Annotated in this window: 10 protein-coding genes; 7 read left to right on the top strand and 3 right to left on the bottom strand. The window is 61.9% G+C overall.

The annotated features are described in order from the left end of the window. The first annotated feature begins 348 nt into the window (after positions 1-348). The 6 genes from ACIQUB_RS11385 (at position 349) to ACIQUB_RS11360 (ending at position 8,459) form a co-directional block, all read left to right on the top strand. Complete coding sequence (locus ACIQUB_RS11385; RefSeq protein ID WP_113237390.1) at positions 349-1,137, top strand: SDR family oxidoreductase; 789 nt, start codon at positions 349-351, stop codon at positions 1,135-1,137. A gap of 210 nt (positions 1,138-1,347) precedes the next feature. Beyond that, positions 1,348-2,616, top strand: coding sequence for an efflux RND transporter periplasmic adaptor subunit (locus ACIQUB_RS11380; RefSeq protein WP_113237391.1), 1,269 nt, complete (start codon positions 1,348-1,350; stop codon positions 2,614-2,616). Next, on the top strand, positions 2,613-5,729 hold the full coding sequence (locus ACIQUB_RS11375; protein ID WP_402929446.1) for an efflux RND transporter permease subunit: 3,117 nt from the start codon (positions 2,613-2,615) through the stop codon (positions 5,727-5,729). The genes ACIQUB_RS11380 and ACIQUB_RS11375 overlap by 4 nt, the downstream gene beginning before the upstream one ends. A 165-nt stretch (positions 5,730-5,894) precedes the next feature. Beyond that, complete coding sequence (locus ACIQUB_RS11370) at positions 5,895-7,187, top strand: Hsp70 family protein (protein ID WP_113237393.1); 1,293 nt, start codon at positions 5,895-5,897, stop codon at positions 7,185-7,187. Between the two features lie 59 nt (positions 7,188-7,246). Continuing rightward, positions 7,247-8,128, top strand: coding sequence for a uracil-DNA glycosylase (locus ACIQUB_RS11365; protein WP_113237424.1), 882 nt, complete (start codon positions 7,247-7,249; stop codon positions 8,126-8,128). Between the two features lie 181 nt (positions 8,129-8,309). Beyond that, on the top strand, positions 8,310-8,459 hold the full coding sequence (locus ACIQUB_RS11360; protein WP_018898858.1) for a hypothetical protein: 150 nt from the start codon (positions 8,310-8,312) through the stop codon (positions 8,457-8,459). A 187-nt stretch (positions 8,460-8,646) separates the two neighbouring features. Here the strand turns inward: ACIQUB_RS11360 and ACIQUB_RS11355 are convergent, their stop codons facing one another. The 3 genes from ACIQUB_RS11355 to ACIQUB_RS11345 form a co-directional block, all read right to left on the bottom strand. Beyond that, positions 8,647-9,513 (bottom strand): hypothetical protein, encoded by an 867-nt coding sequence (locus tag ACIQUB_RS11355; RefSeq protein WP_113237394.1) that lies wholly within the window; start codon positions 9,511-9,513, stop codon positions 8,647-8,649. A 222-nt stretch (positions 9,514-9,735) separates the two neighbouring features. Then, positions 9,736-10,668, bottom strand: coding sequence for a DMT family transporter (locus ACIQUB_RS11350; protein WP_402929442.1), 933 nt, complete (start codon positions 10,666-10,668; stop codon positions 9,736-9,738). Between the two features lie 94 nt (positions 10,669-10,762). Next, positions 10,763-10,930 carry a hypothetical protein gene (locus tag ACIQUB_RS11345; protein WP_162737468.1) on the bottom strand — a complete coding sequence of 56 codons (168 nt, stop codon included), beginning with the start codon at positions 10,928-10,930 and terminating at the stop codon, positions 10,763-10,765. A gap of 42 nt (positions 10,931-10,972) precedes the next feature. Between ACIQUB_RS11345 and ACIQUB_RS11340 the strand changes: the two genes are divergently transcribed. Beyond that, complete coding sequence (locus ACIQUB_RS11340) at positions 10,973-12,082, top strand: methyl-accepting chemotaxis protein (RefSeq protein ID WP_402929440.1); 1,110 nt, start codon at positions 10,973-10,975, stop codon at positions 12,080-12,082. Positions 12,083-12,156: the final 74 nt, after the last annotated feature.

Genomic DNA, 12,156 nt, shown 5'->3' with positions numbered 1-12,156 from the left:
TGATCGCAGCCGAAAGGCCGGCAGGACCGCCGCCGACAATCACGACGTCGAATTCCATGCTCTCGCGTTCGGGCAGTTCAGTCGCGTCGGTCATCCGTCATTCTCCGCTCGGCCGGTTTTGCGGCCATATTCCCCGTGTGTAGGGTATCTCTTGGCAAAACATGGCTGGATTGTCGAGCCGGGAAACGACAGCCAATACCCCATTTCGCGCAATGATATTCCTCTTCACAAAAGAACTACATGACGCTTACGTCAACGTCAATAAATGAAGCTGATCGGGCCATGGCCGGCCTTTCCTTTTGATCGTCGCGCGCCCTATAAACGGAGCGAACAACAGGAGGCTTCAAAATGGATCTGGGCATCAAGGGCAAGCGCGCGCTCGTGCTGGCATCGTCGCGCGGACTTGGCCACGGCATCGCGGTCGCTCTGGCGCGCGAGGGCGCCAACGTGCTTTTGTGCGGACGCAGCGGCGAAACGCTGGAGGCGAACTGCAAGGCGATCAATGCCGAGGGCAACGGCAAGGCCGACTGGATCTGGGCCGATCTTTCGGAGGAGAACTTCGTCGAGACTGTGACGACAGCAGTCAAGAGCAAGCTCGGCGGTGTCGATATCCTGATCAACAATACCGGCGGCCCGACGCCCGGCACCACCGCGGACATGACCGCCGAACGGCTGGAGACCTATTTCTTCTCGATGGTGCTCCGCGTCATCACGCTCACCAATGCGCTGCTGCCCGGCATGAAGGAACAGGGATGGGGCCGCATCCTGACGGTCGCGTCCTCGGGCGTAATCGAGCCGATCGGCAATCTCGCGCTTTCCAACACGCTGCGCCCAGCACTCGCCGGCTGGAGCAAGACGCTGGCCACCGAAATCGGCCGCTTCGGCATCACCACCAACCTGCTGCTCCCAGGCAGCATCCTGACGAGCCGGCTCGACGATCTCGACGGCGCCGCCGCGAAGCGCACGGGCAAAAGCATCGAAGACGTTCGTGTCATCAAGGAAGCGGCCATCCCCGTCGGGCGATATGGCAAGGTGGAGGAGTTCGCGGCGACCGCCGCCTTCCTGTGCAGCCAGCAGGCGAGCTATATCACCGGCAGCCTTGTGCGCTGCGATGGCGGCGCGGCGCGATCCCTCTGATCGCAAACGACAATCGGGCGTCAGCCGCTGGCGCCCGACCGCGGTTGCGTCACATTCGCGCGATCTCCCGCAGTTTAGAATATGCGAACATTACGAAAATTTAAGCCATTCTAACCACTTAGTGATGCCCCTGTCGGGATTGTGTCTTTTTCGTGCCGCAATAAAAGTGGTTGAATAAGTCATACTCAACAGCCCCCGACCGGTATCAACATGAAGAAACTCTGGATCACCACCTGCCTTGTTGTCGCAGCCGGCTTCGGCGCGTGGCACTATAAGGATCGCATTCCCTATCTCTCGCAATCCGGACCGAAACCGACCGCGCAGGCCGATGCCTCCGGCGGCAAGCAGGCGGCGGGCGATGGAGGACAGCAGGGCGGCGACCAGAAGGGCAAGGGGCGCAAAGGCGGCGGGCCCACGCTGGTGAAGACCGTGGCCGCGGTGAAGACCGTGCTGCCGCGCGATGTCACCGCATCCGGCTGGGCCGATGCCGACGACAACACGACGATCGCCGCACAGGAACAGGGGCTGGTCACCGAGATCATCGCCAGCGATGGCTCCTCGGTCAAACAGGGCGACCTCATCGCCAAGCTCGACAACCGCACGGCACAGGCCGCGGTCGACAAGGACAATGCGATGATCGTGCGCGATACCGCGACGGTCGCCGAGGCCGAAACGGCGCTCACGCGCGCCTCGGACCTCCTCACATCGAAAGCCGGCACGCAGCAGACCTACGACCAGGCCAAAGCCGCGCGCGACACCGCCGTCGCCACCGTGCAGGCGGACAAGGCGACGCTCGCCTCCGATCAGGTGCTGCTCGAGCATACCGACATCCGGGCGCCCTTCGACGGCCGCCTTGGCGACATCGCCGTCAGCCCAGGCGCCTTCGTGACGGCGGGTGCGACCATCGTGACGATCGCGAAATACGATCCGATCTATGTGAAATTCCACCTGCAGGAGCGTGATCTCCGGCAGCTGAAGCTGGCACTCGCCGCCGGCCCCGTCGACGTGACCACCGTGCCGCCATCAGGCAAGGGCAAGCCGCGCACCGGGCACATCAGCTTCTACGACAACACCGTCGATACAGCATCCGGCACCATCCTCGCCAAGGCGAAATTCGAGAATGCATCGGGCGCGCTGTGGCCTGGTCAGTCGGTCAACATCGTCGTGCATTTCAACAACAACGAACAGCAAATCGTCGTGCCGACGGTGGCAGTCAGCCCCGGCGCCGATGGCTTCTACTCGTTCGTCGTCAACGACGGAAAGGTGCGGCTGGCGCCCGTCACCGTCGCCCGCGCCAATGGCGGCTACACCGCGATCTCGGCCGGTCTTTCCGAAGGCGACCATGTGGTCATCGAGGGACAGGCGCAGCTCGTCGACAAGCAGGCGGTGAAGGAAGAATTCGACAGCAAGGCGATCAACGTCGCCTCGGCGGATCAGCCGAAGTCAACGGAAACCATCGTGGCGGGCACGGAAGAATGATACCAAATTTCTGTATCCGGCGCCCCGTCGCCACCACGCTTCTCGCCATCGGCGCCGTGCTTGCCGGCATCGCCGGCTACCAGCTCGTGCCGGTGGCAGCCCTGCCGCAGGTCGACTTCCCGACCATCAACGTCTCGGCGGCGCTGACCGGCGCTTCGCCGAAGACCATGGCGACATCGGTCGCCACACCGCTGATCAAGCAGTTCGAGACGATCCCCGGGATCAGCGAGATCAGCGCCACCAACTCGCTCGGCAATACCAGCATCGTGCTGCAGTTCGATCTCAACCGCAGCATCGATGCGGCGGCGGCCGACGTTCAGGCGGCGATCTCGCATGCGACGCGGCAGCTGCCAGACAACATGACGACGCCGCCGAGCTACAGGAAGACCAACCCGGCCGACGCGCCGGTCATGCTGCTCGCGGTACAGAGCGATACGATGCCGCGCAGCAAGCTCGACGATGTCGCGGAAAACATCATCTCGCCCTCGCTTTCCACCCTGCCCGGCGTTGCCGAGGTCTCGGTCTTCGGCGCACAGACCTATGCCGTGCGCGTCGAGGTCGACCCGAACAAGCTGCTCAACCGCGGCCTCGGGATCGATACGGTCAACAAGGCGATCCAGGCTGCCAATAGCCAAGTGCCGGTCGGCACGTTGCAGAACGACAGCCAGAGCATGACGATCACCGCCGACACGCAGCGCACCAATGCCGAGCAGTTCCGCACGCTCGTCATTGCCAATCCTGGCGGCGCGCCGATCCATCTCGGCGATGTCGCCGACGTTGAGGATAGCGTCGAGAACCAGAACACCGGCAGCTGGTACGACGGCAAGCAGAGCATCATCCTGGCGATCCAGCGCCAGCCGGATGCCAACACGGTCGCCGTCGTCGATGCGATCAATGCGAAGCTGCCGGCGCTGCATGCCGAGATACCGGGATCGGTGACGACGCAGGTGATGAACGATTCGGCCAAGCCGATCCGCGACGCGATCTCGGACGTGAAGTTCACGCTGTTCCTGACGATCGGCCTCGTCGTTCTGGTCATCTACCTCTTCACCGGCCACCTGACGGCGACGATCATACCGGGCCTTGCCGTGCCGCTGTCGCTGATCACCACCTTCGGGATGATGTATGTGCTGGGCTACAGCGTCGACAACATCTCGCTGCTCGGGCTGACTCTCGCCGTCGGTCTCGTGGTCGACGACGCCATCGTCATGCTCGAAAACATCCTGAGGCACGTCGAGGATGGCATGCCGGTTCTCGAGGCCGCCATCAAGGGATCGGGCGAAGTCAGCTATACGATCATCTCCATGTCCGTCTCGCTGATCGCGGTCTTCATTCCGATCCTGCTGATGGGCGGCGTGGTCGGGCGCATCTTCAACGAGTTCGGCATGGTGGTGGCGATCGCGATCGTCGCCTCGGCCATCGTGTCGCTGACGGTCACGCCGATGCTCGCCTCGCGGCTTGGCAGCGGCCATAGCCAGCCGCCCTTCTTCATCCGCTGGTTCGATGCCGGCTTCGAGCGAACGCTGCGTGGGTATGACCGCTCCGTTGCCTGGTGCCTGGCGCACCGTCCAGCCATTCTCGGGCTGTTTCTCGCCTCGGTCGGACTGACCATCTACCTGTTCATGACGCTGCCGACGAGCTTCTTCCCGACGGAAGATATCGGCCGCCTCAACATCTCGACCCGCGCCCGCCAGGATATCTCCTACCCGGCGATGAAGGATCTGCAGAACCAGGCTGCGGCACTGGTGAAGCAGAACCCGGCGGTCAATCACGTCATGTCGATCGTCGGCGGCAATGCCCGCAGCCCGCTGAACAACGGCACGATGTTCGTCGAACTGAAGGACAAGAAGGACCGGCCGCCGCTTGACCAGACGCTGCGCGAACTGCGCGCCAGCATCAGCAAGATCCCCGGCTTGCAAGCCTTCATCACGCCGCAGCAGAGCTTGCGTTTCGGTGGACGGCAAACGGCCAGCCAGTATCAGCTGGTGGTGCAGGCACTCAGCGCCGACCAGACCAACCTCTGGGCCAACAAGATCCAGCAGGCCATGCACGGCGATCCGCGCTTTACCGACGTGACATCGGACGCGCAGAACAACGCGCTGCAGGCCGAGATCAAGGTCGATACGGAAAAGGCCGCCGCCTTCGGCATCACCGACGACCAGCTGCGCACGACGCTGCAAGAATCCTTCGGTGGTTACGCGGCGGCGCAGATCCAGTCGACCGGCGACAGCTACGACGTGCTCGTCGAGTACGACACCAACGCGCCCTGGGATGACCAGAAGCTGCAGGACATCCGCGTGGCGTCGTCAAGCGGCGCGCTCGTTCCGCTGTCGAACTTCGCGACGGTCGAACGCACCACCGGACCGGTGACGATCAACCAGACCGGCCAGCTGGTCTCGACCACCGTGTCGTTCAACCTGCCCGCCGGCGAGGCGCTGGGCGATGCGACGGCTGCGATCGACCAGATCAAGAAGGACATCGACATGCCCTCGGACGTCTTCACGTCCTATGGCGGCACGGCGCAGATCTTCGAGCAATCGCAGGGCAACACGCCTCTCCTGATCCTGGCGGCGGTGCTGACGATCTATGTCGTTCTCGGCGTCCTCTACGAGAGCTTCATCCACCCGCTGACGATCCTCTCCGGCCTGCCCGCGGCAGCCCTCGGCGCGCTTCTGGCATTGAGGGTGATGAACTTCGATCTGTCGATCATCGCGCTGATCGGCCTCCTGATGCTGATCGGCATCGTCAAGAAGAACGCGATCATGATGATCGACGTGGCGCTGGAGAACCTGCGATCGAGCACCGGCATGACCTCGTCCGAGGCCATCCACGAAGCCTGCGTACGGCGTTTCCGGCCGATCATGATGACGACCTTCTGCGCACTGCTCGGCGCGCTCCCGATCGCGCTCGGCTCGGGCGCGAGCTCGGAGCTTCGCCAGCCGCTCGGCATTGCCGTGGTCGGCGGCCTCATCGTCAGCCAGGCGCTGACGCTGTTCATCACCCCCGTCATCTTCGTCGAGATGGGACGGCTCAGCGACTGGCTGCTCAGCCTTGGGCGAAAGAAGACAGAAGAGCAACACGAGGAGCCCGCCCGGGCCATCGCAGCGGAATGATCGAGACGGGCGCCCATTGGCGCCCGTTTCATTTTGCGCTTCCGCGTCTTGAATAAGACAGACCGCTGTGGCATCACGCGCCCTCTTGAATTCGGGTGTCCCTTGGCGCCCCGGCGGAGCAATTGCTCCAGTCTCCAGCAACGATCGACATTGAGAGGTGCGAGCATGGCTCAAGCGCTAGGTTTGGACTTTGGCACGACCAACACCGTACTGGCCACCGCGGATGGCAAGACCACGCATTCCATGGGCTTCACCAGCTCGGCGGGCGAAAGCGACAGCATGCGCACCGCGCTGTCCTTCATGAAAGACGGCAAGCTCGGCGCTTCGGCGCTGAAGGTCGAGGCAGGGCATGCGGCGATCCGCCAGTTCATCGACAATCCCGGTGACTGTCGCTTCCTGCAGTCGATCAAGACATTCGCCGCCAGCGCCCTCTTCCAGGGCACGCTGATCTACGCCAAGCGTCACAGCTTCGAAGACCTGATGGAGGTCTTCATCCGCCGCCTCAGCAACTATGCCGGCAACAACTGGCCATCGGACGTCGCGCGCATCGTCACTGGCCGGCCGGTGCATTTCGCCGGCGCGAGCCCCGATCCGGTTCTGGCGACGCAGCGCTACAACGAGGCGCTGTCGCGTTTCGGCTTCCCCGAGGTGCACTATGTCTACGAACCCGTGGCGGCCGCCTTCTACTTCGCGCAGAACCTGAAAAGCGACGCGACGGTGCTGGTCGCCGACTTCGGCGGCGGCACGACCGACTATTCGCTGATCCGCTTCGAGACCGTCGCCGGCCAGCTGAAGGCGACGCCGATCGGCCATTCCGGTGTCGGTATCGCCGGCGACCACTTCGACGCGCGCATCATCGAAAACGTCGTTGCGCCTGAAATCGGCAAGGGGAGTCATTTCAAGAGTTTCGACAAGATCCTTGAAGTGCCGACCAACTACTACTCCAGCTTCAGCCGCTGGAACCAGCTGTCGATCTTCAAGACCTCGCGCGAATACGAGGACCTGAAGAAGCTTGTCAGAACCGCGCTCGAACCCGAGAAGCTGGAGCTCTTCATCGATCTCGTCGACCACGACGAAGGCTATCCGCTCTACCAGGCGGTGTCCGCGACGAAGATGGCGCTGTCGGCCTCTGAGGAAGCCGAGTTCAACTTCTCGCCGCTCGGCCGCGCCGGAAAGCGGATGGTGGCCCGCGCCGACTTCGAGAGCTGGATTTCGGACGATCTCGCGCGCATCGAAGGCGCGCTCGACGATGTGCTCGAAAAGACCAACACCGAAGCGGGCGCGATCGACAAGGTGTTCCTCACCGGCGGCACCTCCTTCGTTCCGGCGGTGCGCCGCATCTTCACCGAGCGCTTCGACACCGATCGTATCGAGACCGGCGGCGAGATGCTGTCGATCGCGCACGGTCTGGCGCTGATCGGCGAACGCGACGATATCGCGCAATGGACGGTGCAATAGGCCGGGATATGGCGGCGGCGCACTTTCATTGAGGCTTGAGCTTCGGTAATGTCGCGCCCATGATCTCCGTCAACGACCTCTCTTCAGGCGAACTCGCAGCCCTTCTGCATTTTCATGCGGATGCCGGTGTCGAGTGGCTGCTGGAAGAAGAGGCCGTCGATCGCTTCGCCGAATTCGAGGCGATGAAGGCGGCGCGCCGCAGCGCCGCCCCTGCCCCGCAGGCGGAGGCGCGCGAGACGGCATCCCGCGCACCAATGGCTTCCGCACAGCGCGGCGCGCCCCAGCCGGAGCGCTCGGCGCAACGGCCGCAGCCGGCGATCCCCGACGGCGAGGCGATCCAGCAGGCGCGTTTCGCCGCCGAAAGCGCGCGTTCTCTCGCGGAGCTGAAGACCGCGCTCGAAGCCTTCAATGGCTGCAATCTCAAGCACAGCGCGCGCTCGACGATCTTCGCCAGCGGCGATGCTGCGAGCGGCATCATGCTGATCGGCTCGGCGCCGGGCGCGGAGGACGATCGCGAGGGGCAGCCGTTTGCCGGACGGCCCGGCCAGCTGCTGGACAAGATGCTTGCCGCGATCGGGCTCGACCGCGCCGGCATCCTGTTGACCCAGGTCATTCCGTGGCGCCCGCCGGGCAACCGCGTCGCCTCCCCCGCCGAGATGGATATCTGCCGCCCCTTCATCGAGCGGCAGATCGCGCTTGCCGAGCCGAAAGTGATTCTCCTGCTCGGGAATTTCGCCGCCCGGGTGTTTTTTGGCGAAGGCGACACCATTCACGGCTTGCGCGGCCAGTGGCGTGAAATTGCCGCAGGCGACCGTGTCGTCCCCGCCATTGCCACGCTCCATCCGCAGGACCTGTTGACCGCGCCGGTCAATAAGCGCTTGGCCTGGAACGATTTATTGGCTTTCCAAGCGAAACTGACAGAAATCAATTCTGCCTCCTAAATAACCAACATTGACAGATTTGCGACGAAACCCATGCGCAAAACGCATGCCTGCCGCGTATTCCTATGCCTTGTGAAATCTATTGTGCGCTGCAATATTAGCGTTGTGTCTTGGGAGGAATCACTAAGGAACCAAGGCAATGAGCAACACTCGTCGTCCTACACACTGCAGATTTGAAACCTTGAGAAACGCAAACAGCAACGGCCGCACCACGCAGAGCTACTGCCGCACCGGCTTCGCCACCAACGAGCAGATGATCGCTCGTGGCACTGGCGCGAGCGGTCGCATCGTGCGCCCCGCTGCCATCTTCGCGGATTTCCAGCAGTATTGATCGCAGTGCACGGCCACTCGCCGTCCCTGCCGCTTATCGGCTTATTCTCATGACGACCCGCATCATCTCACTTCTTTGCAAGATCGACGCCATCGAGCATATCCGCGCAGCGGTATGCGCCGCGGAAGCCTACGATCGCGAATTCTGACGCGTCGCCATCGGCGCACGCCAGAGCCGCCGCAGCGGCCTACCTCTCTCCCGACATCTCGCTTGCCGCGTGAAACGCCTGATCGACATAGGCGAACTTGATCGCCTGCCACTGGCAATATTCCTCGACGAACGCGCGCGATATCCATAGCGACGGCTTCTTCGTGTCGACGTCCCATCCCATACAACCACCCTGCGCCGCCTTGGCGAAGAGGCGTTGCATATGCGTGCGCGATATCATGAAGTCCGCAGCCAGCGCCCTGCTATCCAATGGACCAACAAAGAAGCGATCGGGATGCGGCTCATCGGGATCGATCCTCGACATCAGATAATCGACAATCAGCCCGCCGGCATCGTTCCACATAAACACGCCCACCCGCTCCGGCGGCTCGCGCCAAGCAGCATCGCGCAGGCAATCGCGCGCGATGCGTGGCTGCATCAGCCGTATCCACTCAGGGTTTGCCTGGAACTGCGCCGCCCTGTCGCCATCATCGAGGACGTCGAGCGCCAGCAAGTTGGACCAGACCCAACTGAACATCGCCTGCTGCGCGATGTCGGCCACGTCGTAGCGGCGCGGCCGCTTGCGTTCCTCGCCTGGGACACAGGTGATGAACCTGTAGGTCGCGAGTTCATCGATAAAGCTGCGGATGGTGTTGCGGCTCGCGGCCTTGAAAGCCGTGATCTCCGTCGTCAGTGCCGTCGCCGTTAGCCCCGACGTTGGATCACCATCGATACGTTCCATGCTGAGCGCATAGGCGACCTGCGTGAGCAGCCACCGCTGGTGCGATGCGAGCAAGCGCGCAAGCCTTGGGCCGGCATCGAACATGTTGCGCATGCGGCTTGCGTGAAATCGAATACCCAGGATGAACTTGGGGTCGGCTATCAAGTCTGTGGCACTAAACGGCATTTGTCTCCCGGACGGCACTCGACCTCGTGTAATCGCAAGTCAAGCAAACTAAAGCCGCCACTTATTTTCAACATCAGGATGTATAAATAAATGAAAGTTGTTCATTTTTAAAAATCATAGGCGACTGTCACACGCTACCCTCAAATTTTGTAGGATGGGTTGCGGAACAGCAAAAATGCATGAATTTTGCGACACTTAGCCGCACGATTTCGTGAGCGGGAACTACGGAGAGCTGGCTTTTCGTGCAGCCGCCCGCTCGAGTTCCAGCTGGTGCTCGCGGTAGATGATGAAAATGCCCGCGGCAACGATGACAGCGGTTCCGATCAGCATGCTTGTGGTCGGGATGTCATCGAACACGAAGTAGGCGAGCACGCTGCCGAGCACGATGGACGTGTACTCGAACGGCGCGATCGTCGAGACATCCGCATGCCGGTAACTTTCCGTCAGGAAAATCTGCGCGACGCCGCCGCAGAAGCCGGCGGCGATCAGGTAGAGCTGCGGCGCGAGATCGAGCAGATCCCAGCCGAAGGGCACGGTGAACAACGAAAAGACCGAGGCTGTGATCGAGAAATAAAGTACGATCGTCGAGGTCTTCTCTTCCTCGACCAGCTTTCTCACCTGGATCATCGCGAGACCACCAAGAACGGACGCCAGCAGCACCGTGACCGCGCCGATCGCCTGTTCGGTCTCGACACCGCCATCGCGAAACAGCGTGAGCTTCGGCCAGGACACGATCGCCACGCCGATCAGGCCGACAAAGACCGCGCTCCAGCGATAGATGCGCACCGTCTCGCCCAGAAGCAGAGCGGCGAAGACAACCGCGATCAGCGGCATGGCATAACCAAGCGCGATCGCCTCGGGTAGCGGCAGATGCAGCAGCCCATAAAAGCCCAGGCCCATCGAAATGATGCCGAGCGTGCCGCGCTTGAGATGGCCGACGGGATTGGCCGTGTAGAACGACGCCTTCAACTGTCCGCGATAGGCGAGGAACGCCATGATCGGGAACAGGGCGAAGAACGATCTGTAGAAGGTGACCTGGCCGGGCTGGATGCCGGCGCCAGCAAGCTTGATGAAGGTCTGCATCGCCAGGAAGAAGACGACGGAGGCGACTTTGCACGCGATACCTCGCATCGGATTTTCGAATACCGGCCGCATGTCAGAAACTCGCGAATTCACCAATGGAACGTCGGGGGATCGCACCGGATTCGATGCAACTACAATGTGCCAGCGGTTCGCCCGAAAGAACAGGCTAAAACGCCGAAAAAGCGAGTTCTGGCGCCGGTTTGAGCTGAAACATGTCGAGCGGCCATCCGAGACGGAAAAAATCGGCGAAAACACCCGATAATAATTGGCGTCCGCGTCCGCCGTTAACACTTTGAAAACCATAAACTCGCATTGATTCTTCTATTGCAGACATACCTTTTTCATACATTCACAACCTAAACCTGTTTCAGGAGGCATGCATATGATGCCGTCTACGTTACCCGAACGCCAGCAGCCAGCGGCAACGCCGCGCTCCATGCGGGTCGTGACAGAAGGGATCGGTTCCGATCTCGAGCGCTTCAGCGCCGACAATACACACGTCGTCAAGCAGATCAGACTGCTTGCGATCAACGCGCTCATCGAGGCCGCGCGCGCCGGCGAAACCGGCAAGGGCTTTGCCGTGGTGGCCAACGAGGTGCAGCGTCTGGCCCAGATCGCCAGCGAGATCGCCGACACATTCGAAAGCAACGTTCTCGGCCGCATCGGTCTTTCGCGCAGAATGGCGGATGGGCTGGTCAACGAACTCGAAGGCGTGCGGCTGACCGATCTGGCGCAGACGCTGGTGCAGCTGATCGTCCGCAACCTTTTCGAGCGGACGGCGGATGTGCGCTGGTGGGCGACGGACGCCGCACTGTGGCAGACCTTGCAGGAGCCGAGCACTGGCAGCGCCAGCTTCGCGGCCGAGCGTCTCGGCGTGATCAATCGCTTCTATACCGTCTATCTCGACCTTGTGCTGACCGACCTCACCGGGCGGATCGTCGCCTCGGCAAATCCCGAGTTTCAGCGGCGGCTGCTCAATACGTCGCTCGCCAACGAGGCATGGCACAAGGCCGCGGTCCAATGCCGATCCGGCAACGATTACGTGGTGGACGAAGTTTGCAAAAGCCAGCTGCATATCGGGCGCACGGCGCTTGTCTATGCGACAGGCGTGCGCGAAGGTGGGAAGCTCGATGGAAAGCTGATCGGCACGCTCGGCGTCTATTTCGACTGGCAGAACCAGGGTCAGGCGATCGTCGACAAGGAAGCCAACCTGCCGCCGCAGGTCGCGGACCGTACGACGGTCATGATCCTCGACGGCGGCGGCAGGATCATCGCCTGCAGCAATCCGTCCCTGATGTTCAGCCGCTTTGCGCTGCACATTCAGCATGGGCAGGAACGCGGCAGCTACTACGACAACAACGGATCCATCGTCGCCTATGCGAAGACGCTCGGCTACGAGGACTATGATGGGCTGGGCTGGTACGGTGTCGTTGTGCAAAAGACCGAAGATGAAACAGCGATAAAATCGATCCTCAATCTGAGATAGCCAGGCAAGAGACTATAGTATCTCCCCCCAGAAATAGCCGATGTGCCATCCCACCTTCGGCTTTAGCTTTAATT

This window comes from Rhizobium sp. NPDC090275, from assembly GCF_044772225.1.
Taxonomy (GTDB): Bacteria; Pseudomonadota; Alphaproteobacteria; order Rhizobiales; family Rhizobiaceae; genus Rhizobium.
The sequence above is the reverse complement of the archived record's forward strand: the minus strand, read 5'-3'. Positions and strand labels throughout refer to the sequence as shown.